Consider the following 22,628-nt stretch of genomic DNA (forward strand, 5'->3'; position numbering starts at 1 on the left):
GGGGTAATTCATATAGTTTTTATGCCTAAAAACTTATATAAGCTCTTAAAACGCAAATATGAGCCGAATAAATATATACTATTTCCAAAAGCAAAAATTTGAGCAAAACCAGTGTCGCTTTTTAAGACACTGCCCAGTTACATGCAAATTTAAAAATTGCCATAAAAACTGGTCAACCATGCCGGTTGAACGTTATAGTTCCCGCAGGGGCAAAAATATAAAAAAACGTTAGCTTAAAAGCTAGCGTTTCAAATCTTTTAAGTAATCATTTTGTTTTTCAAAATGCCAAATTGCCGTAATTGAATGTGCTTTTTCTTCTTCGTCTGTTGTTTTATCTTCGTCACTTGTATTAATCAAATTGCCATCTTCGACATCATCTAAATTTAAAATCTTATGTTTTTGTTTAAGCAATCCACCATAACTCAACATACGTTTTCGGTATAAACCTTTTTCCAAATCGTTCACGATTTTTTGATTTCTTTCGTCATCATCAGTTAAAAAATCAGATGACTTAACCGAATATTTAGAGGTTTCTTTGATTGCTATAAGATTATCTAAATTATTGGTTAAAGATATTATGTTGTTTCATGTTTTGACGACGCATATTAAGTGCGTGTATTTCTTCAAGTTCAGCTTTAATCGATTGCATTAAATATCCTTGCATAGCTTCAACGGTTTCATTCTTTTGTAGCAGCATCGCTTTAAATCGTTTTAATACACTCACAAGTTCGAACTCCACGTCTTCTAAACGGTAATATGTATTATGCGCATTATTAAATGATTTTTTTCCTTTAAGTAAAACACTTTTAATAATACGAATTTCTCTAATTTCAAAATTACTTAAGTAATCTTTGATTTGTTGTGGCAATTCTTCAAGCACTTGGAATTTTAAGGCATCATTATTAAATTCAGTTTGTTGATGATTTGTATGATTCGAATGAGAGTTTTCAGAAATATTGTTAGGTGTATCATTCAAATCATTCGTATCATTGTTCTCAGTCTCTATATAATCAGTATTACTTAAGTCAGTATCATTAGGGTCTAAGTTTTGGGATTCTGGAGTCCCATTATTTGGGAGTCCTTGATATCACTCGATTCGTCATCGTTCGAAGTACTATTTTGTATTTCTTTTTCAATAGTTATATTCGTTTCTATTTCATGAAGATATAGTTTGTTCGGTCGATTAAACCCGGTTTTAACTTGTTCCAGTAAACCAACCTCTTGTAACTCTTTTTTTATTTTAGTTATTGTATTTTTACTTTTATCTAACACTTCTTGAAGATTTTCATTAGTAAAAATAAAGTATATATCTCCATTTTGATCTATCCAATTATTTTTAATAGATAAACTAACTCTATCATTAAGAATTGCATAGGTAACTTTAGCACTATCACTTAGCTTTTTATATTTTTCGTTGATAAATAAAACTTTATGTAGCATATAGAAATTTTGATTGGCTTGATTTTTTATATTTTTTCTAGGCATAATAAAAACCCCTTTCCTATTAAAGTTTTGGATAGAGGTAATAAAACATTACAAGAACACATAAATTTTCTGCTTGCACTTTGATGATATAGTTGTATATAATACAGATATCAAAAGATTTATAAACGTGCTGCAACGTTTTATCACCAAACCCCGACTATTACCAGTAGTTGGGGTTTTGTCATGTTAAGGTTATTATATCACTTTGAACAATCTTATAAAAGGGAAAATGCAGGCTTATCAAAGGTTCATAAAGGGTTTATAAACCTTTGATAAAAACCATCAACCCTTTATGAACCTTTGATGAAACGATTGACGGGAATCGTTTTTTAATATTGTAATTACTTTATTAACAAGCTTTATGAGTTTATACTGTTTTATAAAGGGTTGATAAACATTTTATAAAAGGGTTGATGATATGAGAAGCGTGAAAGCTTTGAGTGAAGAATTAGAAGTTAGTAAGCAAACAATTTTTAATAATATTAAAAGATTGAATATAGAAACAATAAAACAGGAAAACACTTCGTTTATTAAAGAAGATAGCGACATAGAAAAAATAGTTCAAAGAGTAAATAAAAATAAGAAGAAATATGGATTTGAAAATGTTGCTGAAAGTAAACAAAAAAAAGACCCAGATAATATTGACGTTGAATCTAAAACTGATGCTCAAATAGTGGAGATTCTTAAAAACCAGATTGATACTTTGAATAATCAAATTGAAAAGCAAGAAAGTCGTCATGAAACAACAATTGAATTTTACAGAAAAGAGTTGCAAGAAAGGTCGAAATTGCTTGAAAATCAACAAGTATTAGCATTAGAAAGTAATAAAAAGATTAAAAAATTAGAAGATCAATTAGAGGAAGAAAGACGACTTAATTATTCTTTTGATACGTCTGTTAATGAGAGACAAAATGTTAATGTACAAGAAGCAACATTTACTGGAGAGTCTAAATATACTGATCAACAACAAGAATGGGAACAGCCTACAGAGGTGCAGCATAAAGATATACCTGAAGAGAAAGAGAATGAAAGCCTCAATGAAGAACCATCCACAATAGACGATAAACAATTCGAAGAAATAGATAATGAATACGAAGATAAGGAAGAAAAACCAACTAAAAAAGGTTTCTGGAGTCGGTTGTTTGGTAATTAACACAATAAAAAGCGCTACAAGCTCATGAACTTGTAGTGCTTTTTTATGCTAGAACTTCTGATAATCAGCGATTATGTTAATAAATGCAAAATCAAACAGAACTTTTTTAATGTTAGCAACAATTTTTATTACCATTTTCTTTTTTCTCATTATTTTCGTCTTTTTTGTCTGTTTTCTCTTCAATTTCAACTGAACAACATGACTGTTCTTGAGGTTTTAATTTTTTTAATGCGTCTTTGATACCCATTTACTTCACCTCCTTAAATGATTAAGTTAACAATTAGACCAGTAGCAATAGCTACGACTAAAATTGCTATAACAAAAGATATTACAAATTTCTTTTTAAATAATTTAGATAACAATACAACTTCAGGAATACTTGCTCCTGCGCCACCTATAATTAATGCTACGACTGTTCCCAGTGACATACCTTTAGATACTAAAGCTTCAGCTATAGGAAGCATTGTTTCTGGTCTAATATACATAGGTATACCAATAACAGAAGCAATAATAACAGAGATAATACTATCGCCACTCGCATATTGTGTTATAAAGCTTTCTGGAATAAATCCATAAATAAATGCACCGATAAATACACCAATAATTAAATAAGGTAACATTGGATATAGGAAAGCCCAAGCATCATTTAGCGCTTGCTTAACACGAGATCCTGATTTATTAGTGAAAAATCCATCACCTTTGACATTAACGCCTTTATAACTCTCTGCTAAATTCACTTTTGAAAAAACAAGGCCAGTTAAAATGCTGAATATCGCTAATACAACAAAATAAACAACAGCAACTTTCCAACCTAATAGAAGCCAAAGCATAAATATCATGAGTGGATTCATGAGTGGGGAAGCGATTAAGAAACTCATAGCTGGACCAAATGGAACTTTTGAGTTTAATAATCCGGCAAGAATAGGAATTGTTGAACAAGAGCAAAATGGTGTAATAGCACCAAAAATCATTCCCAAAATATAATTAATAACTTGATTAGGTTTACTTAAAAAGTGTTTTATTTTCTCTTCTGAAACTATTTGCTGGATTATACTTACAATAAAACTCACTACTATGAATAGTACTAATAATTCAAAAAATAGCATTAAAAACGTCTTTATGAATTCTATACTTGAATCTAACATTAATATAAGTCCTCCAAATTTATTTAATCAACTTTTTTTGATATATAAATTAAAAAAAGTTGATTAATATGATGTATAAGAAGATAAATCCTATAATATTTTACAGCAAGTATCTTCAGTTAATACAACTTGAATTTGTGCTTCATTGATTTTGTAGTAGTTCCAAGTACCATATTTTTCAGGTATTAAAATCTGTGCACTTACTAATTTTTTTAAATGATAAGAAATTTTAGATTGTTTTAAATCTAATAACGCTTCTAAATCACACACACATAATGATTTATTAGAACTCTGGCTAATTTGATTTAGTATTTTCAATCTGTTTTTGTCGGCAAGTGCATTAAACATGTTTTCATAAAAATCTAATTGTTGATCTTCATTCATATCAGTTTTTGCTTTAATAACTTCCATAAAAAGAACACCTCTTTTTTATAATATTTGATTAGAGTTTATATTATCTTTATTTCAATTCTTGTATTGCTTGTTTGTAGTTATTTTCTGTTGATTCACCATACTGATGAATATTACCTTTAAAGAACTCCTTCTCCATATATATTGTAGCTTCTTTTAAAGTGACTTCTCTTGATACCATAACAAGATTTAAATAACTTACAAAGTAACCAACAGTTAAAGTACTTGCATGGTTTACTCGCAATCAGGCACACCTCCTTATTGTCTAAATAATTTTATTCCATTTAATATATCAACTTTTTTTGATATATTAAATATAAATCAATATATACATTATTGCAAGATTAAAAAACTATAATTTCACATAAACTTAGACATGCTCCACAGCAATAGTAAAAATATTTTCTTCCTAACTATATTATTAGAAACTCAAATTAAGTTAAATTTTAAAAATCCAAATCAATACATAGATGCTAATCTATATAGATGCTAATCTATGGTAGTAAAATAATTAATGAGGTGAGTATAATGTTAAATATTGAAATATACGAAGAAGCTATGTGCTGTTCTACTGGCGTATGTGGTCCAGAACCGGATGAAACACTAATAAAGACGAACCAAATCAATGAATATTTAAAACAAAATCAAATAGAAGTTCAACGTTATAATATGAGTAATAATCCGAATGAATTTATTAAAAATAAAGAAGCTATTCGTTTAATTCAAGAAAAAGGTAATGAAGTTTTACCAATCACTTTTATAGAAGGCAATATAGCTAAAACGGGTACTTATATTACCCAAGAAGAAGCCGATGAAATTATTACGGTTAATCAGATGAGAAATGGAGGATGCTGTGATGGAGATGGATGCTGTTAAATACTTAAATAAATTGAATTTAAATAATGTTGAGTTAACAAAATATTTGTTTTTTACTGGTAAAGGTGGCGTAGGCAAAACGACGATATCAAGTTCTATTGCTTTAAACTTAGCAGAGAATGGAAAGAAAGTAGCTTTAGTAAGTACTGATCCAGCTAGTAATTTACAAGATGTATTTCAAATGGAATTATCTAATAAATTAACTAAATATCAACCTATACCTAATCTCTCTATAGCCAATTTTGACCCGATTGTTGCTGCAGACGATTATAAAGCACAATCCATAGAACCTTATGAGGGTATTCTACCAGAAGATGTGCTTTCTGAGATGAAAGAACAGTTAAGTGGTTCATGTACAGTTGAAGTAGCAGCATTTAATGAATTTACAAATTTTTTATCCGATAAAACTTTAGAACAGGAATTTGATTTCATTATATTTGATACAGCTCCTACAGGTCACACCTTGAGAATGCTTGAATTACCTTCTGCATGGACAGATTATTTAAATACAACGAGTAATGACGCTTCTTGCCTAGGGCAATTATCAGGATTGGATGAAAATAGAGATAAGTATAACTTAGCATTGGAAAAATTACGCAATCCAAAAGATACGACAATGATGTTAATTGCGAGACCTACTCACTCTTCTATATATGAAATTCAAAGAGCGCAACAAGAATTACAACAACTGTCAATTTCTAAATTCAAAGTAATCATTAACAACTATATAGAAGAAAGTCACGGTTTAATTTCAAGTCAGATGAAATCAGAACAAGATAAAAACATTAATCATTTTACTGAATGGTTAAATAACAATCATGCTTATTACGTTCCATATAAAAAGCAGAAAGAAGAAGGTATAGAAAGTTTAACTAATCTATTAAATGATGATAACTTAATTGAAAATGATGACTTTATTGTTGAAGATCATCCGCAATTCAATAAATTAATAGATGAAATTGAAAATAGTAAAGTTCAATATTTATTTACAATGGGAAAAGGTGGCGTTGGTAAAACGACAGTAGCAACGCAATTAGCTACAGCATTATCTAATAAAGGATATCGTGTTCTTTTAGCAACTACTGACCCTACTAAAGAAATTAATGTTGAAACCACAAGTAATTTAAATACTGCTTATATTGATGAAGAACAAGCATTAGAAAAATATAAAAAAGAAGTACTAGCCACAGTGAATGATGATACACCACAAGACGATATTGATTATATTATGGAAGATTTAAAATCACCTTGTACAGAAGAAATAGCATTTTTCAAAGCTTTTAGTGACATTATGGAGAATCAAGAAGACATGGATTACGTAATTGTAGATACAGCTCCTACAGGCCATACCTTGCTGTTACTTGATTCTAGTGAAAATCATCATAAAGAACTAAAGAAAAAATCAACTCAAACTACCAGTAATGTTGAAACATTATTACCCAAAATTCAAAATAAAAATTTAACACAGATGATAATCGTAACACTAGCAGAAAAAACACCTTATTTAGAATCTAAACGTTTAGTAGAAGATTTAAATAGAGCTAATATAGGCCATAATTGGTGGGTTGTTAATCAATCGTTAGTTACGCTAAATCAACGTGATGACCTTTTTAGTAACAAAAAAGAAGATGAATCAATTTGGATAAACAAGATTAAAAATGAAAGTCTTGATAATTATTTTGTCATACCTTATGGAGGGTTATCATAATGAAAAAAATTGTAATCATTGGTTCAGTTGCTGCCGGTACAAGTGTCGCGGCTAAAGCAAGAAGAAATAGTGAAGATGTGGAAATTACCGTTTTTGATAAAGATAGTGATATTTCGTATTCAGTATGTGGTATTCCCTACTATATAGGCGGTAATGTATCTGATATTGATGAACTCACGCCACGAAATGCTAAATGGTTTAAAGAGCGCTTTAATATAGATATTTATACAAAATATGAAGTGAATCAGATAAATGATACTGATCAAACAATAACAGTTACCAATTTAGTAAATGATGAAAAGATGATTCAAGAATATGACGAATTAGTATTAGCAACAGGTTCATCGCCTAAAGAACTCCCTCAATTAAATAGCGAAGAATATAATAATGTGTTTAAAGTTAAAAATATTAATGATGCCAAAGCAATTTATAATTATATTAATGACCATGATGTTCAGAATATAACAATCGTTGGCGGTGGATTTATTGGTTTAGAGATGTTAGAACAATTATCTAATTACAACACTTCAATTGTTCAACGTAACACTTTTATGCCTCATTTAGACTACGATATGAGTTTTATGATTCAAGAATATATTGAAGATAAAGCTAACGTATATACCTATAATGAAATTGACATTATTGATTATGATGAGAATCATACGATAAATAGAGTCAGCTTAAAAACTGGCGAATTAATTGATACAGACTTAATCATTATTGGGATTGGTGTCACACCAAATACTAAATTAGCTAAAGAAATTGGTATTAATATTGGAGAATCTGGAGCAATACAAACCAATAAGTATTTGGAAACAAATATTCCTCATATATATGCAATTGGTGATGCAGCAGAAAGTTATAATTTAATTACTGGTAATCCTATATATAGACCGCTAGGTTCTACAGCAAATAAAATGGGTCGTATTTTAGGAGATCGATTAACTGGTGGAAATCTAGAACATAAAGGCATTTTAGGCACAGGCATTGTCCGTATCTTTGATATGACAATTGCCCAGACAGGTTTAACCGAAAAAGAAGCTGTTGAGTTAGAAATTGATATTGATGTATTACACAATGTGAAACCGAATCGTCCAGAATATATGCAAGGTCAAGAAATGGTAATTAAAGCTATATTTGATAAAAATAATTCTAAATTACTTGGTGCGCAAATAGTTGGGTATGAGGGCGTAGACAAGAGAATTGATGTACTAGCTACTGCTATAACATTTGGTGCCAAAGCAGAAGATTTATTTCATTTAGATTTAGCATATTCACCTCCTTTTTCTACAACTAAAGATCCTGTTATTTATACAGGGATGATTGGTCACAATATTACTCGGGGACGTAAAATTATAACGCCTGAAGAAGTCGTAAAACAAAAAAATGATTTATTGATTTTAGATGTACGTTCTCCAAAGCAATTTGAAGTTGATCATGTTGATGGAGCGATTAACGTCCCATTGAAAACGTTGAGAAGTTATGCAAAAACGTTAGATGAAAATCAAACAATCGTGACTTATTGTAATAAAGGTACTACTGGTAATGCTGCACAAAACGTACTTATTAATTTAGGCTTTAAACAAGTATATAATTTATCAGGTGGCAATAAAAATTATCAACGATATAAAAGATTTCAAGTAGAAAGGGAGAAGAAAAATTGAATTATAATGAGATATCACAATACTTGAAAGTGATTGCTGATAGTAGCCGTCTTGAAATATTAGATTTGTTATCTTGTGGTGAATTATGCGCTTGTGATTTATTAGAGCATTTTTCTTTTTCTCAACCCACATTAAGTCATCATATGAAAGTATTAAAAGACAATAATTTAATTACATCCAGAAAAGATGGTAATAAAAATTTATACAAATTGAATCATGACGTATTGGATGACGTTACATCACGACTGACTCTATTGAGTTCCAGTACTGTCCCATGTATATGTGAAACAGTAGAGAAAGGTGAGTGTTAATGATGACGATATTAGCAATCATAATATTTGTATTAACGTTAATTTTTGTTATATGGCAACCTAAAGGTCTAGATATTGGTATTACTGCATTAATTGGTGCTGTAGTTGCTATAATCACTGGCGTTGTAAGCTTTTCAGACGTACTAGAAGTTACTGGAATTGTTTGGAATGCGACCTTAACTTTTGTTGCAGTTATTCTTATTTCACTCATATTAGATGAAATTGGCTTCTTTGAATGGTCTGCTATACATATGGTGAGAGCATCAAAAGGTAGCGGATTGAAAATGTTTATCTTTATCATGCTATTAGGTTCAGTTGTAGCAGCTTTCTTCGCAAATGATGGAGCAGCTTTAATACTTACTCCTATTGTTTTAGCTATGGTTCGTAGTTTAGGATTTGATAAAAAAGCGATATTTCCATTTATTATTGCTAGTGGTTTTATAGCTGATTCTACATCATTACCGCTCATTGTCAGTAATTTAGTTAATATTGTTTCCGCAGATTATTTCGATATTGGATTTATTGAATACTTCAGTAAAATGATTATACCTAATATATTCTCATTGCTCGCAAGTATTCTTGTTTTATGGTTATATTTTAGAAAGTCTATTCCAAAAACATTTAATGCAGTAAACATTAGAGAACCAAGAGAAGCGATTAAAGATAAAAAACTTTTTAACATCTCGTGGATCGTACTTGGTATATTACTCATTGGTTATTTAATAAGTGAGTTTATAAATATTCCAGTATCCATTATTGCTGGTATCATTGCTTTAATATTTGTATTATTAGCGCATAAATCTAAAGCCGTGCATACGAAACAAGTAATTAAAGGTGCGCCATGGAATATTGTTTTATTCTCCATTGGTATGTATCTCGTCGTATTTGGTTTGAAAAACGTGGGCATTACAACACTTCTTGGTGATGTACTAACAAACATTTCAAGTTATGGCTTATTTAGCTGCATTATGGGTATGGGCTTTGTAGCTGCATTCCTATCCTCTATTATGAATAACATGCCAACCGTTTTAATAGATGCAATAGCAATTGGTCAATCGAGTGCTACAGGAATATTAAAAGAAGGTATGATTTATGCGAATATTATCGGATCTGATTTGGGGCCTAAGATAACACCAATTGGTTCGTTAGCCACACTTCTTTGGTTACACGTACTAACTCAAAAAGGTGTCAAGATTTCTTGGGGAACCTATTTTAAGACCGGAATTATTATCACAATCCCTGTTTTATTTGTAACCCTATTAGGTCTATATTTAACACTAATAATTTTTTAAAAGAGAGGTAATAATAAATGGATAAGAAAACAATTTACTTTATATGTACTGGTAATTCTTGTCGTAGTCAAATGGCTGAGGGCTGGGGAAGAGAAATACTCGGCGAAGAATGGAATGTTTACTCAGCAGGTATCGAAACGCATGGCGTAAATCCTAAGGCGATAGAAGCTATGAAAGAAGTGGATATTGACATATCAAACCATACTTCTGATTTAATTGATAATAAAATTTTAAGACAATCAGACCTAGTTGTTACACTTTGTAGTGATGCTGATGAGAATTGTCCAGTCATCCCGCCTAATGTAAAAAAAGAACATTGGGCGGGATGACCCAGCAGGTAAATCTTGGTCAGAATTTCAACGTGTAAGAGATGAAATAGGTCAAAAGATCAAGCAATTTTATGATAATTAAGTTAATATAAAATTCAAAAACAGAGGATAAGCATTGTTATATGTGCTTATCCTCTGTTTTATATAATGATATTTGCTGCTTACCTTTTTCTGTTAGTTCTGCATATATTGTTGTGCCACATATAGGAAAACACCCATTGTAGAATAACTCTATATTTTTTGCTAAATCTTGCCTCGCTATGCTTTCAAGTGCTAATAAAAAATTTTTTCGCTTACATCTAAAGTTTTAAAATCTACACTTTATTCTTCTCTAATCGATAACAGTACATTATACACTAAATCTTGTTTTAACAACGTTCATCACCTCTTATTTATCTAGATGACGATACAAGGTTGCTCTACTTATATTTGTCTGTTCTTTTATCTCATCTAAAGTGTATTTTTTGCTCATATACATCTCAATAGCATCTCTAAGGTTATTATCATCGCGTTTGGGTCTACTTTAATCAATCAAAAATTTAAGAGAGAAAAACACATCTATAAATTTTTTAACCAGAAGATTTTTTTCTAATTATAAATGAATAACGTTCGTAAAAGTATATGCAAAATATTGAACGTTCGTAAACTATTTTTATATGTTTAAGAACGTTTATTTTAATCTATTTCAAATGTTTTCAAACCGTTCTTAAAGTGGTAAGATCTTGTGGCCGTAATCATTAATTTACTTTATGTTAAAATAAACGTAATCACTTCTTAAAATTTAGGTTGAGGAGGAAATATAAATGAACAAGAGAGCATTTATTAGTTTTGATATAGATAATGATGAAGGAGCGAGGAGAATGTTAGCTGGTCAAGCAAAATTTCCCGATAGTCCTTTTACATTTAAAGATAATTCTGTAAAAAAACATTTGCCTGGAGATTGGGAAGCAAAAGTCCGTAGGAGGATGGACAATGTTGATGTAGTAATAGTTCTTTGTGGAACTAAAACTCATACGGCGACAGGGGTGGCTAGCGAGTTATCAATCGCCAGAGAAAAGAATAAACCATATTTTTTATTAGCAGCGTATTCTAATAAAAATTGCACTAAACCAACATCAGCCTTTGCTTCAGATAAAGTTTATAATTGGACTTGGGACAATCTCAAATTATTAATCAAAGGGAATCGATAGGAGAAATCAAACTATGAAAATATTTGTAATTCATAGGTTCAAAGAGAGTGGAAAAGCTAAAGAAATACTAAAACAATTATCAAAGGAACATAATTTGAAATTAGAACCTACTTTGTTAAATAGCACAGGAGTGGAAAAGTGGAAGCAAAAGGCTGAGAATGCTATTTATGAAGCAGAGGCTGTAATTGTTTTTAATCCTGAATCGTGCAATGAATCTAAAAACTCTCTATGGGAAATCGAAAAAGCGAAAGAAGCAAATAAAGAGATTATTGAATTTTATATTGATAGTGAAAATACATCTGCTATTTCACAATTAATTTCAAAGTATAACTTTAAGGAAGAATTCGATGAATGCTTCTCAAAAAATAATGACGATTGCTTCCAATTGTATGAAATGATGGTGCAATCATCGGAGCAGTTAATTCAAAGAAGACAAAAAACGAATGCTTTCTTTATTACAGTGATTGGTAGTTTGCTTGCTATCGCTGGTCTATTGGTTCAATCGGGAGTTTTGATGGATGAAACTGTTGGCATACTATATGGCTTATCTGTGGTGACTTTACTTCTTTGTAAGTCATGGAGTAATTTAATAGATAATTATGGGAAACTTAATAAGGCTAAATTTGATGTCATATTGCGTTTAGAAAAAGATCTTGGTGCACAGATCTATTCAGCAGAATGGGTGGCTCTCGGAAAAGGATTACGTCCCCAAAAATATAAATCATTTACAGCAACCGAAAAAAATGTACCCTTATTTTTTGGTTTGTTAATAATAGGTCTTACAGTCAGTTTGTTTATTTACAATTATGGGGGCAAGTGAGAATTTTTTAATTATCCAATAGTGTGTGACAGTTGTTGTAGTATAGATCTTATTTATTTATATATTTCTCATGATACTCCTACCAAGATTTCGCTTTGATAAGTTTGTACTATACTGAGACCCATACTTTAATTCAATTTTTTTATCGTAGTTTACATAACATCGCTTATTTATAAGAAGGTACCAAAGTATAAAGGGATAGAAGATGCTAGTTCAGCCGCATCATCTATCCCTTTTAATATGGAAAAGTATATGAAGAATTGAAGAGCAAGATTCAAGAATACATGATCTCAAATCTCCTTCAACATAGATTAGGGGGATGAATAGTATAATATAAAAAGATTACAGTAATTACCTATTTGCAGATTAACAGAGTATTGTTAGAAAACCTTAAACTATGTATCTAACATATCCCATTCATCTCCTAAAACCCATCGTAATGCAGAGAGTTTTCCGTTAATCATTCCCCATTCAAATTCATCCCACGGAATTAGCTCTTCCGAGTCATATTTCTCTTCGACTTTTTCAGCTGCTCTAAGCGCTCCTTCCCAAATATCGCGTTGGATTGGTCGTGTTGAATGGCTCTTGATTGGGAAGTTTTCTTCTTCAACAATTTGAATCATTCCTTCTTCGACTTTTTCTCTTAAAACCTGATGACGATTGTACCAAACTTTTGTGCCAAGCTCTTCGATAGCTTCGATAATTTCAGTCAGTCTTCTTGGTTCTTCAAGCCAATTATATTCAATCATTAGATCGTCAAATTCTTCTGGTTGAATATATTTTAATGCTTCACCTAAAGTTATAAAATAAAATGATTTTGCCGACGAAAAATATTCTTCGATATCCGGGTGCGGTAGTTTGTTATTTTTCTCCTGATGACTGAAATCATGAGTATTATGTGAGATAAAGACATAACGATTTTCCACCACTTCTTTTTCTCTGACAGCATCTGCATAAACCTCGATTAATATTGCATCACCAATTCCATTACGTTGTCTGTGAAACGGGGCTCGTTTATCGATAGCACGCTGTGCTGATCGAATTTTCACTGCATCTGAAATTTCAATTATGGGAGTACTACTAAACAATCTTTCTATCTGATTAACCATATCAGCTGCAGCTTCACCTAACATAGGAAGTCGATGATCAACATCATTAAGTTGAGTTATCACATCCATTTTTTGTTCTGGATCGCCAAATTTATCAATTACTTTCTTTACTCTTTTCAAAGTACTAGATAAACTTCGTCCACTTTGTTCGACGATACGGTCTTTATTTCTCTCAAATTCATCGATAATTGTCCTTGGTAGAATCAACTCCACTTTTCCTTGTTGAATTGATTCTTCAAGTGCATCTAAAGTCGCTTGTTGCTGATAATCTTTTGCAAGATCAAGCCAAACACAGGTATCAATTAGAATCTTATACAAATATTCAACATTCCTTTCATTTGATTTGAGATATTACTTTCAATTTATAACTCGGCCAATCTACAGCTTCTCTATCTATATTGAAATTATCTTCCTCTACATGTTACTTAGAGTTTTCTGCCACTGTAGGTAACTGTACTGAGATAATTAGATATTTTTTTCAAAGTCAGGAAGAAGTATCTTTCCTACGTTTTCTATACCTCTTAAAGTTCTATTTGAAAAGATATCATTGGATAATCTCTATTTGTAAATATTTGTTCTACAATAATAATAACAAACTATAGACCAACTATCAGAAATTCATGAAGGTAGAATAATAATTAAATTAAAAATAGTAGTTCAAAAAAACGTTCCGAATAAGAAATGATGCAAGCGAGTGGTGTTTTTAAATCATGTGCAAGATTTTGAATCAACTCATATTTTTCTTGCTGCTCAGATTTAATTTGTCCCATCTGTTCTGTTATTTCTTTTGCCATCTTATTAAAAGAGTGACTGAGTTCTTTGATTTCGCGTGGAGAATTGAAATTAATCGGTTCCATTTGGTAATTGCCATTTGCAAACTCTTTAGTTTTAAGATTAAACACTTTAATTCGTTGTACAAGCGGAGTTAAAAATAAACTGCAGATCAACAGTGCTAAACAACTTGAGATTATCGCACTAATGGTCAGTAGGGCCGTGGTATGACCATTAAATAACATTAACTTATAGGCCATACCTAAAATTGTAGATGCCAGCAAGATACTTGAAAGTACACCGATAATGACTTGAGTTCTAATTGAAAACATCAACTTTGTTTCCTTTCGAAAGTATATCCCAGTCCCCAAACTGTCTTAATTGTATAATCATGATAGTTGAATTGCTCGAATTTTTCACGTAAACGATGAATATGGACGTTGACTGTGTTTACATCTTCGTAGTAATCATATTGCCACACTTCTTGGATCAATTCTGATTTTGAAATGACTTCATTTTCATGTTTTCCTAAATACCACAACAATTCAAATTCTTTAATACGTAAGTTGACGGGTTCATCATAAATGAGTGCGCGTTTCTGAGTATCGTTCAATTCGAGTGCGCCGAATTTGAGGCAAGACTGCAAATTCATGCATCTTTGTACACGATTTAGCAGATTGTTTGCACGAAGTACTAATTCTCGAGGGCTGAATGGCTTGGTCATATAATCATCTGCACCTAAAGTCAGTGCATAAATAGTATCTTGTTCTTGAGTCTTAGCGGATAAGTAAATAAACGGGATGTCCAGTTGCCTCTGTTTCATTTCTTTAACAACATCGTAACCATTGAGTTCAGGCATCATAATATCTAAAACAATTAAATCAATTGAATCATTAAGGTGTTGAAGTGCTTCTTCACCGTTCGAAGCAGTCGTAACAGTATAACCTTCATATTCAAAGTAGGTTTGGCAGATATCTACAATGTCTTTTTCATCGTCTACGAGCAGGATGTGGTTCATGTTTGTATTCACCTTTTTCTTTAATATATAGGATCATAGATTTTAAGGATATCTTATTAAGAATAGCAGGATTCATAAGAAGGATAATAAAAAATGCAAGTTGTACCGGATAAGTAAAAATCATATCCGATAGAATATAATTTAGCATAACAAACGCACCAAAGAAACTCGCAATTTGTGACATTATTCCGAACAATAATCCTAGACCGATTGCTACTTCCCCTAAAGGCACTATAATATTGAAAATTCCTGTAGTATGAGCCACGATATGTTCAAAAAATAATTTAAACCATATAGGTGAATCTTCATTCTGAATGACCACAGGCACTAAACCATTGATAGTAAAGCCACCTGTTAATTTTTCCCAGCCTTGTACAAATATATAACCGCCTGAACCTACACGGATAATGAAAATGATAATGTATTGAATATAGTGAATAATATTTTGGTAATTGTTCATGTTGTTTCTCCTTTGAGGTAATTTGATTTAAAAATCGGGAGCAAATCAAAGAGCAAAAGCTGGGATATTATGATGTCCCAGCCTCGTAAATTCTATTCTGACTTTGATTTATTTTACTTTAGCTGCACCAAAAATCACATGCGCTTTCTTGCAATAAATAGTAACTTCATTATATTTATCTAAATCTGCACCTTGAATATCGAAAGTTTGATCCGGCTTATTATAATCTACCATTTCTAATTGTTTACCTTCTTTGATATTACCGTCTTTAGTCAAATATACATATAAGTCAGGACCTTTAGCTGATTTGAAGTCTGTCAGCATAATTTTGCCATGTTCAATCTTAACGTTACCTTCTACATGTTCTTCACCAGATTTAAACTCACCTGTCAGTGTTTTATGTGCCCTATCACTGTGTTGATGATTATGTTGTTCTGTTTTATGATGTTCATGTTTTTCTTCTTTCTCTTGGTTGCCGCATCCACCTAGAATAAGTGCTGTAGTAAAAGAAGCTGCTGCTATCCAATATGCTGGTTTCATCTAAACTCCTCATTTCTCTATTTATTTGAAATATGTTGAGTTAATTATATGTTGAACCTGAACGTCATACCATTAACTGTTTATTAATTGAAACATAACTTTTCATCGTGTCGAAATTGTGTCTAGGAAAAAACAAAGAGCCAAGACATTAAAATGTCTCAGCTCTGCTCCCAATAAGCATTAATCTGCTTTATCTTTACGTTCTTTCTTCTCTTTTTTATCTTTATGACGTTTTTCTCTATGATGTTTATCTTCGTCATCATCTTCTTCGATTTCTACTTTACGCTCTTCGTTATATTCATATTTTAAAATAACAGTAATGATTTGATGATTTTCAACTTCTGAAATAATCCATCTATCATAGAATGTATCTACGTAATCATTTTGTTGCAAGTTTGTGTTGTGTGCTTGCAGCCAACCGCCGATAGTATCGATGTCTTCTGAGTCTTCAAATTCGATACCGAAATCCTCTGTTAAATCTTCAAGCAATACGCGACCGTTAATTTGGTAAGTATTTTCTCCGAGTTTAACCACATCATTGACTTCATTTTCATCGAATTCATCTCGAATTTCACCGACAATTTCTTCTAAAATATCTTCCATCGTTAAAATACCTGCTGTACCGCCGTACTCATCAATAATCAAACTGATGTGTACACGTTCACGCTGCATTCTAATTAATGCATCGCTAATACGTGTAGTTTCTGAAATTAATGGGAGTTCATGAATGTAATTAGCAATTTTAAGCGGTTTGCCTGAAGCATACTCAGTTAAGAATTCTTTTACATTGATGAAACCTTTGATATGGTCTTTATCTCCATCTTCAGTAATCGGATAACGTGTAAATTGATATTCTTTAATCGTTTCTAAAAGTTCATCCACTGTAAACGGTTCGTTTAAAGTGACCATTTGCGTTCTTGGTACCATGACGTCTTTAGCTTGTCTCTCATCAAATGAAAAGATATTTTGCATATACGCTAATTCTGTCTGATTGATTTCACCGCTATTATAACTGTTGTTGATAATCATTTTGATTTCTTCTTCAGACATTGCATCGTTGTTTTCGTCGGGATCAATTCCAAAGATGCGAATAATCATACGCGCTGAGCCATTCATTAACCAAATTAACGGTTTCATGATTAAGCCGAAATAATAAAGCGGACGTGCATAAAGTAAGGCAATCTTTTCAGTGTGCTGAATTGCAAAAGTTTTAGGTGCTAATTCACCTAATACTACATGCAAATAGGTTACAACTAAGAATGAAATAACAATTGAAATGGTTGTATTTAGGGCACCCGGTAAAGGTAATAATTCAAAGACAGGATGTAATAATTTAGAAAAGACAGGCTCTCCTAACCAACCTAATCCTAAAGATGTAACTGTGATACCAAGTTGACAAGCTGACAAATAATAATCAAGATTGGTAATCATTTTCTTGACCACTTTGGCACTACCGTTGCCCTCTGATATCATTTCTTCAATTTTTGTTGCTCTTACTTTTACTAAAGCAAATTCAGATCCTACAAATACTGTAGTTAAAGCGATTAAAAATATAAATATAACTAAATTTATTATGGTCGTACTATCCAATTAGTTCCCTATTGCTAGGGATTCACCTCCAAAATTATATGCCGCTGTGTACGGCATTGATGTATATTTCGTAATACTTAATGTTACATGAATTAAAGCTACATCCTTCCCATGATCACAGCGACACCTCCCAACTAGCGTAAAATCTAACAAGAATATCATACCATAATAGCAAGTGAAATAGTAAATTTTTTGGATTGAATCACTCGGAATTCCATCACACAAATTCATCACAATTTTAAAGTACTTTGTCGAAAAAAACAGCCGATTAACCAGACAATAAAACGCTCTTGTTTATTATCCTTAATCAGCTGCTTTATTCAATATATTTATTTACCTACCACAGTAAATAACATTTTAAAGTGAGCCCGAATTAACAGGCTCACTTTATCTATAATGCGCTAAATTGAATTGAATTTCAAATTTAATTATTCATCCATAGATTCTGCAGCTGCAATTTCATCTGCTGTCGGTTTACGTTTCAATAAACCGTAGATGACAGCACCGATAACAGAACCGATAGCAATTGCTAATAATGTTTGTAAAGAATGGCTCCAGTCTGTACCGAAGATGACGAAGATACCACCATGCGGCGCATGGATAGAAGAGCCTAATGCAAGTGCGATTGCTCCAGCTACACCTGAACCGACCATCATTGATGGAATAACTCTTAATGGGTCCGCTGCTGCAAATGGAATAGCGCCTTCTGTGATAAATGAAGCACCCATTACAAAGTTAGGAACGATTGAACCACGTTGTGCTTTAGTAAATTTACGTTTGAAGATAAGCGTCGCTAAAGCGATTGCGATTGGCGGCACCATACCTCCGACCATTGCTGCAGTAATAGGAGCTGCATTACCTTCTGTTAAAGCTGCTGTTGCGAATACATAAGCGGCTTTGTTGAAAGGTCCACCCATATCGATAGCCATCATTGCTCCGATAACAAGACCTAGTAACATGATATTAGCACCTGATAAACTGTTTAAGCCGTTTAATAATAAATGGTTAATCCAAGATGCTGGCGGGTTGAATACATAAATCATGAGTAAACCAGTGATCGTTACAGATAATACTGGATAAATTAATGTAGGTTTTAAACCTTCTAATGATTGAGGCATACGGCGAGTCATCGCTTTAATACCTTCAGTTAAATAACCTGCTAAGAAACCGGCAATAATACCGCCGATGAATCCTGAGTCACCGCTGATTGCTAACATACCACCGACTAAACCAGCTGCCATACCTGGTTTATCTGCAATACTACGAGCAATGAATGCAGCAAGGATTGGAATAATTAACGCGAAGGCACTGTTTTTACCTATATTCCATAACTGTTCGGCGAAAGCATTGTAATCTGAAGCTTTCGGATCGAAGGAGTTAGGACCGAACATAAAGGCGATTGCCATTAAGATACCGCCGGCGATAACCAGTGGCAACATATTAGAAACACCGTTCATCAAGTGTTTATAAATTGTTTTACCGACACTTTGTTTCTCAGTTTTACCGCCATTTTGACCTTGTGCGCCTTTGCCGTGTCCTTCTTTTGCTCTAAATGGTGCACGGTCTGTTGCCAACGCTAAGTCGATTAATTCTTCAGGACGTTTAATTCCATCTGCTACAGGAACTTGAACTACATTTTTACCGTCAAAGCGGTCTGTTTCTACATGAACGTCTGCAGCCACAATAATACCATTTGCTTTTTCAATATCTTCTGGAGTCAAACGGTTTTTAATACCGCTTGAACCATTCGTTTCGACTTTCATTTTAACGTCCATTTTTTTAGCTTGTTTCAGCAACGCATCTTTAGCCATGTACGTATGGGCAATACCTGTAGGACAAGCAGTTACACCAAGAACGTAAGGTTCATCTGATTCCGATCTTTCACCTTCAGCAGCTGGATCTACAGTTGCTTCTTCCTCTTCATCTGGTGCTTCATCATCTGCTTTGTCAATAATTGCTAGTACTTCGTCAGGTGTTTCAGCATGCAATAATGCTTCTCTGACGTTGTCATCCATTAAAATACCTGATAATTTTGCGAGTGCATCTAAGTGTGTTTGCGCACCGCCTTCAGGAGCTGCAATCATAAAGAACAAATGCGCGGGTTGACCATCTAAACTTTGATAATCTACCCCTTCTTTAGATTTTCCGAAAGCAATAGCTGGTTTTTTAACCGCCGCTACTTTCGCGTGCGGAATCGCAATTCCTTCACCGATACCTGTTGTACTTTGTCCTTCTCTTGCAAAAATAGCGTCTTTGAAAGCTGCTTTATCACTTAAAATGCCTGCTTGGTCTAATTGATCAACTAGTGTATCAATAACGCCTTCTTTAGTCGTTGCATCAACATCCATTGCGATTGTATCGCGTGTTAACAATTCAGTTATTCTCATGCATTGTCACTCCTTTTCTAAGTCTGTCAAAACTATTTTTTCCCTTACTGCTTCGATGTCTGCTTTTTCAGCTAAATCATCACTGAATGCGGTTGCGGTACCTGAAGCAACTGCATTGCGAAACGCTTCTGTTACGTTCATTCCATTTTCCAAACCTGCAATCATACCAGCAACTGTACTGTCACCAGAACCGACAGTATTGATAACTTCACCTGTCGGAACTTCAGCTTTGATTTGGTGTTTATCATCAATATAAATCGCACCATCACCGCCGAGAGATACAATGACTGCATGTGCACCTTTCGCCAAAATTTCTGTACCGAAACGCACTACATCTGCATCCGATTTGATTTGTGTATTGAACATTACTTCCAATTCATCTTTATTCGGTTTAATGAAGAAAGGATGGTAAGGCAATACCGCTTCTACCAAGTGTTTCTCAGCATCCACCACTAACTTCGCGCCTGTTTCTTTCGTAATTTGTGCAATTTGTTCATAAGCATCATCCGGTATACTCTTAGGCACGCTGCCTGCTACCACAACTGTGTCTTCTGCTGAAGTTTGTTTAATTTGAGAAAGTAAAGATTGGAAAGCTTCTTCTGAGATAGCTGGTCCATTGGCGTTAATTTCTGTTTCTTCGCCTGACTTTAATTTCACATTAATTCTTGTATCTTCTTCTACTTCAATGAAACCTGTCGGAATTTGCGCACTTTCCAAAGCATTTTTAATGAATGCACCCGGAAAACCTCCGATAAAACCTAAAGCTGTGGAATCCGTATTTAAAGTTTTCAACACTCGAGAAACATTAATACCTTTGCCTCCAGCAAATTTATAAGTTGCATTTGCGCGATTAAGCTCTCCTGTGGCAAAATCAGCAACTTTCATTACATAATCAATAGACGGATTGAATGTTACCGTATATATCATGATTGTCCTCCTTCTAATACGAATTGTTTATGATAGGCTTTGATATCTTGGCGTTGCAATGCTTTGTTGGAAGTTACAATCAAAGCTTGTTTTTGTTTTGGCAAGTGAACGTTTGCGAAGTAAGTATGCGCGAATTTGGATGAATCGAGTAAAATATAAATTTGTCCTCCCGATTGCATGGCTGTTTCTTTCACATAAGCTTCTTGTTCATCAGGCGTAGACAGCCCTTTTTCTAAATCCACACCATTCATACCAATAAAAACCTTGTCGAAATGATATCTTTTTATTGTCTCTATAGCTTTCGGACCTACTGCTGCCAAAGTATTCGGTTTAACTTCTCCGCCGATGACGATAGTTTTAAACCCTTTTTGCAGTAACGCTTCTACATGAGTCAGTCCGTTAGTTACGGCAACGATATTTTGAGCGGTAATATAGTCGATCATTTCATAAGTTGATGATCCGGCATCAATATAGATACAGTCATTATCTTCCACTTTCAGAGCAGCTGCTTTCGCAATTTCTCTTTTTTCTTGTGTGTTGCGTCCTTTCTTCTCAGACAATTTAGGTTCACTGAGTGAAGTTGTCTTTAAAGTAGCGCCGCCATGTACACGTTGCAGTTTACCTTGATGCTGCAACTTTGATAAATCACGGCGAATAGTGGAAGCACTGCAGCCTGTCATCTCAATCAATTCTTGCAAAGTGAGAAATTCTTTCTCCTTTAATAAATTGATAATGACCTCGAATCTTTTTTCCGTTATCATATCGTCACCTCATTTCTATTCCATTATAATGTTTCCGCTTACATAAATCAACCAAAATCTTTCATTTTCATTCAAAAAACAATCATTTAAAGGTAAAAAAAGCAGATGAACGTCTGTTCATCTGCTTCAATCTGCATGATGATTAGCGACATCGGCCAATATCGCATTGGTTACTTTCGCTAAATCTTGTACATGTACTTCCATTTGAACGCCGCGTTGTCCACCACTGACAAAGATTGTTTCTTGTTGCTCGGCAGACTGATCGATGACAGTAGGATAAAGATGTTTCATACCTACGGGCGAACAACCGCCGCGGATATAGCCTGTTACTTTAGTAAGATCTTGAAGCGGAAGCAAATGCAATTTTTTCTCTTTAACCGCTTGTGCAGCATGTTTCATATTTAAATTTCCTTCAACTGGAATTACGAATACATATGGGTCGCTATCATTATTAATAAAAACTAATGTTTTAAAAACTTGTTCTGGTGAAGCATCAATTAATTTAGCTACTTCTTGTCCTTCTATATGCATTTTTCCCATTTTAAATGTACGCACATCATACTGGATACCTTCATTTTCTAGAATACGCATCGCATTGGTTTTCTTCTGTTTCATGTCATTCACCTCATGCCTCAAATATAGCATTTTTAGACTTTTAAAAGAACTCGTCCTGCTTATTTA

Annotated in this window: 21 protein-coding genes and 5 pseudogenes; 9 read left to right on the forward strand and 17 right to left on the reverse strand. The window is 33.0% G+C overall.

Annotation, left to right across the window (positions count from 1 at the left end; translation table 11 throughout):
* Positions 1-240 precede the first annotated feature (240 nt).
* Together CNQ82_RS12160 and CNQ82_RS12165 are read right to left on the reverse strand one after the other, a co-directional pair.
* A pseudogene (locus tag CNQ82_RS12160) lies at positions 241-543 on the reverse strand (protein rep); the annotation flags it as partial.
* Positions 544-559: 16 nt separating this feature from the next.
* Positions 560-1,485: pseudogene (locus tag CNQ82_RS12165) on the reverse strand (replication initiator protein A).
* Positions 1,486-1,903: 418 nt separating this feature from the next.
* On the opposite strand from CNQ82_RS12165, the gene CNQ82_RS12170 reads away from it, so the two are divergent.
* The gene (locus tag CNQ82_RS12170; protein WP_123145476.1) at positions 1,904-2,638 is read left to right on the forward strand and encodes a DUF536 domain-containing protein; all 735 of its coding nucleotides are present in this window, start codon (positions 1,904-1,906) and stop codon (positions 2,636-2,638) included.
* A 112-nt stretch (positions 2,639-2,750) separates the two neighbouring features.
* On the opposite strand, the gene CNQ82_RS12175 is transcribed toward CNQ82_RS12170, so the two are convergent.
* From CNQ82_RS12175 to CNQ82_RS12190, 4 genes are all read right to left on the reverse strand, one after another.
* Entirely contained in the window at positions 2,751-2,885 is a 135-nt protein-coding gene (locus CNQ82_RS12175) for a hypothetical protein (protein WP_002509686.1), read from the reverse strand.
* A gap of 13 nt (positions 2,886-2,898) precedes the next feature.
* Positions 2,899-3,783, reverse strand: coding sequence for a permease (locus CNQ82_RS12180; protein WP_123145477.1), 885 nt, complete (start codon positions 3,781-3,783; stop codon positions 2,899-2,901).
* Positions 3,784-3,873: 90 nt separating this feature from the next.
* A complete protein-coding gene (locus CNQ82_RS12185; RefSeq protein WP_069821051.1) occupies positions 3,874-4,194 on the reverse strand; it encodes an ArsR/SmtB family transcription factor in 321 nt (106 codons plus the stop codon).
* Between the two features lie 49 nt (positions 4,195-4,243).
* Entirely contained in the window at positions 4,244-4,438 is a 195-nt protein-coding gene (locus CNQ82_RS12190; RefSeq protein ID WP_123145478.1) for a hypothetical protein, read from the reverse strand.
* 284 nt (positions 4,439-4,722) lie between these two features.
* Between CNQ82_RS12190 and arsD the strand changes: the two genes are divergently transcribed.
* The 6 genes and pseudogenes from arsD to arsC all read left to right on the forward strand — a co-directional run bounded on the left by arsD (position 4,723) and on the right by arsC (position 10,456).
* Complete coding sequence (gene arsD / locus CNQ82_RS12195) at positions 4,723-5,070, forward strand: arsenite efflux transporter metallochaperone ArsD (RefSeq protein WP_011304044.1); 348 nt, start codon at positions 4,723-4,725, stop codon at positions 5,068-5,070.
* The gene (arsA, locus tag CNQ82_RS12200) at positions 5,051-6,778 is read left to right on the forward strand and encodes an arsenical pump-driving ATPase (protein ID WP_164711975.1); all 1,728 of its coding nucleotides are present in this window, start codon (positions 5,051-5,053) and stop codon (positions 6,776-6,778) included. The genes arsD and arsA overlap by 20 nt, the downstream gene beginning before the upstream one ends.
* Entirely contained in the window at positions 6,778-8,442 is a 1,665-nt protein-coding gene (locus CNQ82_RS12205) for an FAD-dependent oxidoreductase (RefSeq protein ID WP_123145480.1), read from the forward strand. The genes arsA and CNQ82_RS12205 overlap by 1 nt, the downstream gene beginning before the upstream one ends.
* Complete coding sequence (locus tag CNQ82_RS12210; RefSeq protein WP_002509693.1) at positions 8,439-8,753, forward strand: ArsR/SmtB family transcription factor; 315 nt, start codon at positions 8,439-8,441, stop codon at positions 8,751-8,753. The genes CNQ82_RS12205 and CNQ82_RS12210 overlap by 4 nt, the downstream gene beginning before the upstream one ends.
* Positions 8,753-10,045, forward strand: coding sequence for an arsenite efflux transporter membrane subunit ArsB (gene arsB / locus CNQ82_RS12215; RefSeq protein WP_164711976.1), 1,293 nt, complete (start codon positions 8,753-8,755; stop codon positions 10,043-10,045). Before CNQ82_RS12210 ends, arsB begins: the two co-directional genes overlap by 1 nt.
* Before the next feature lie 17 nt (positions 10,046-10,062).
* Positions 10,063-10,456, forward strand: a pseudogene (arsC, locus tag CNQ82_RS12220) (arsenate reductase (thioredoxin)).
* A gap of 306 nt (positions 10,457-10,762) precedes the next feature.
* Here arsC and CNQ82_RS12225 read toward each other — a convergent pair.
* Positions 10,763-10,894: pseudogene (locus tag CNQ82_RS12225) on the reverse strand (helix-turn-helix domain-containing protein); the annotation flags it as partial.
* A 283-nt stretch (positions 10,895-11,177) separates the two neighbouring features.
* On the opposite strand from CNQ82_RS12225, the gene CNQ82_RS12230 reads away from it, so the two are divergent.
* Together CNQ82_RS12230 and CNQ82_RS12235 are read left to right on the forward strand one after the other, a co-directional pair.
* On the forward strand, positions 11,178-11,564 hold the full coding sequence (locus tag CNQ82_RS12230) for a TIR domain-containing protein (RefSeq protein ID WP_103211189.1): 387 nt from the start codon (positions 11,178-11,180) through the stop codon (positions 11,562-11,564).
* Between the two features lie 13 nt (positions 11,565-11,577).
* Entirely contained in the window at positions 11,578-12,384 is an 807-nt protein-coding gene (locus tag CNQ82_RS12235) for a RipA family octameric membrane protein (RefSeq protein ID WP_103211188.1), read from the forward strand.
* Positions 12,385-12,779: 395 nt separating this feature from the next.
* On the opposite strand, the gene CNQ82_RS12240 is transcribed toward CNQ82_RS12235, so the two are convergent.
* From CNQ82_RS12240 to ybaK, 10 genes and pseudogenes are all read right to left on the reverse strand, one after another.
* Positions 12,780-13,811, reverse strand: a complete 1,032-nt coding sequence (locus CNQ82_RS12240) for a PIN domain-containing protein (RefSeq protein WP_103211187.1) — start codon at positions 13,809-13,811, stop codon at positions 12,780-12,782.
* Positions 13,812-14,161: 350 nt separating this feature from the next.
* A pseudogene (locus CNQ82_RS12245) lies at positions 14,162-14,599 on the reverse strand (two-component sensor histidine kinase); the annotation flags it as partial.
* Complete coding sequence (locus CNQ82_RS12250) at positions 14,596-15,282, reverse strand: response regulator transcription factor (RefSeq protein ID WP_123145481.1); 687 nt, start codon at positions 15,280-15,282, stop codon at positions 14,596-14,598. The gene CNQ82_RS12250 and the pseudogene CNQ82_RS12245, both read right to left, overlap by 4 nt.
* Positions 15,254-15,742, reverse strand: a complete 489-nt coding sequence (locus CNQ82_RS12255; RefSeq protein ID WP_123145482.1) for a DoxX family protein — start codon at positions 15,740-15,742, stop codon at positions 15,254-15,256. Before CNQ82_RS12255 ends, CNQ82_RS12250 begins: the two co-directional genes overlap by 29 nt.
* Before the next feature lie 108 nt (positions 15,743-15,850).
* Positions 15,851-16,282 (reverse strand): DM13 domain-containing protein, encoded by a 432-nt coding sequence (locus tag CNQ82_RS12260; protein ID WP_123145483.1) that lies wholly within the window; start codon positions 16,280-16,282, stop codon positions 15,851-15,853.
* Positions 16,283-16,462: 180 nt separating this feature from the next.
* Entirely contained in the window at positions 16,463-17,872 is a 1,410-nt protein-coding gene (locus CNQ82_RS12265; protein ID WP_123145484.1) for a hemolysin family protein, read from the reverse strand.
* 428 nt (positions 17,873-18,300) lie between these two features.
* The gene (locus CNQ82_RS12270; RefSeq protein ID WP_123145485.1) at positions 18,301-20,259 is read right to left on the reverse strand and encodes a PTS fructose transporter subunit IIABC; all 1,959 of its coding nucleotides are present in this window, start codon (positions 20,257-20,259) and stop codon (positions 18,301-18,303) included.
* 6 nt (positions 20,260-20,265) lie between these two features.
* A complete protein-coding gene (gene pfkB / locus CNQ82_RS12275; RefSeq protein WP_123145486.1) occupies positions 20,266-21,186 on the reverse strand; it encodes a 1-phosphofructokinase in 921 nt (306 codons plus the stop codon).
* Positions 21,183-21,947, reverse strand: coding sequence for a DeoR/GlpR family DNA-binding transcription regulator (locus tag CNQ82_RS12280; RefSeq protein WP_123145487.1), 765 nt, complete (start codon positions 21,945-21,947; stop codon positions 21,183-21,185). The genes pfkB and CNQ82_RS12280 overlap by 4 nt, the downstream gene beginning before the upstream one ends.
* Before the next feature lie 126 nt (positions 21,948-22,073).
* The gene (gene ybaK, locus CNQ82_RS12285; protein ID WP_123145488.1) at positions 22,074-22,562 is read right to left on the reverse strand and encodes a Cys-tRNA(Pro) deacylase; all 489 of its coding nucleotides are present in this window, start codon (positions 22,560-22,562) and stop codon (positions 22,074-22,076) included.
* Positions 22,563-22,628 lie beyond the last annotated feature (66 nt).

The sequence above is a fragment of the Staphylococcus debuckii genome, assembly GCF_003718735.1.
GTDB lineage: Bacteria > Bacillota > Bacilli > Staphylococcales > Staphylococcaceae > Staphylococcus > Staphylococcus debuckii.

Coding starts and splice junctions, on each gene's coding strand:
- arsD (WP_011304044.1), top strand. CDS start 4,723: ATGTTAAATATTGAAATATACGAAGAAGCTATGTGCTGTTCTACTGGC.
- CNQ82_RS12250 (WP_123145481.1), bottom strand. CDS start 15,282: ATGAACCACATCCTGCTCGTAGACGATGAAAAAGACATTGTAGATATC.
- ybaK (WP_123145488.1), bottom strand. CDS start 22,562: ATGAAACAGAAGAAAACCAATGCGATGCGTATTCTAGAAAATGAAGGT.
- CNQ82_RS12230 (WP_103211189.1), top strand. CDS start 11,178: ATGAACAAGAGAGCATTTATTAGTTTTGATATAGATAATGATGAAGGA.
- CNQ82_RS12175 (WP_002509686.1), bottom strand. CDS start 2,885: ATGGGTATCAAAGACGCATTAAAAAAATTAAAACCTCAAGAACAGTCA.
- pfkB (WP_123145486.1), bottom strand. CDS start 21,186: ATGATATATACGGTAACATTCAATCCGTCTATTGATTATGTAATGAAA.
- CNQ82_RS12205 (WP_123145480.1), top strand. CDS start 6,778: ATGAAAAAAATTGTAATCATTGGTTCAGTTGCTGCCGGTACAAGTGTC.
- arsB (WP_164711976.1), top strand. CDS start 8,753: ATGATGACGATATTAGCAATCATAATATTTGTATTAACGTTAATTTTT.
- CNQ82_RS12270 (WP_123145485.1), bottom strand. CDS start 20,259: ATGAGAATAACTGAATTGTTAACACGCGATACAATCGCAATGGATGTT.
- CNQ82_RS12185 (WP_069821051.1), bottom strand. CDS start 4,194: ATGGAAGTTATTAAAGCAAAAACTGATATGAATGAAGATCAACAATTA.
- arsA (WP_164711975.1), top strand. CDS start 5,051: ATGGAGATGGATGCTGTTAAATACTTAAATAAATTGAATTTAAATAAT.
- CNQ82_RS12255 (WP_123145482.1), bottom strand. CDS start 15,742: ATGAACAATTACCAAAATATTATTCACTATATTCAATACATTATCATT.
- CNQ82_RS12235 (WP_103211188.1), top strand. CDS start 11,578: ATGAAAATATTTGTAATTCATAGGTTCAAAGAGAGTGGAAAAGCTAAA.
- CNQ82_RS12260 (WP_123145483.1), bottom strand. CDS start 16,282: ATGAAACCAGCATATTGGATAGCAGCAGCTTCTTTTACTACAGCACTT.
- CNQ82_RS12280 (WP_123145487.1), bottom strand. CDS start 21,947: ATGATAACGGAAAAAAGATTCGAGGTCATTATCAATTTATTAAAGGAG.
- CNQ82_RS12180 (WP_123145477.1), bottom strand. CDS start 3,783: ATGTTAGATTCAAGTATAGAATTCATAAAGACGTTTTTAATGCTATTT.
- CNQ82_RS12170 (WP_123145476.1), top strand. CDS start 1,904: ATGAGAAGCGTGAAAGCTTTGAGTGAAGAATTAGAAGTTAGTAAGCAA.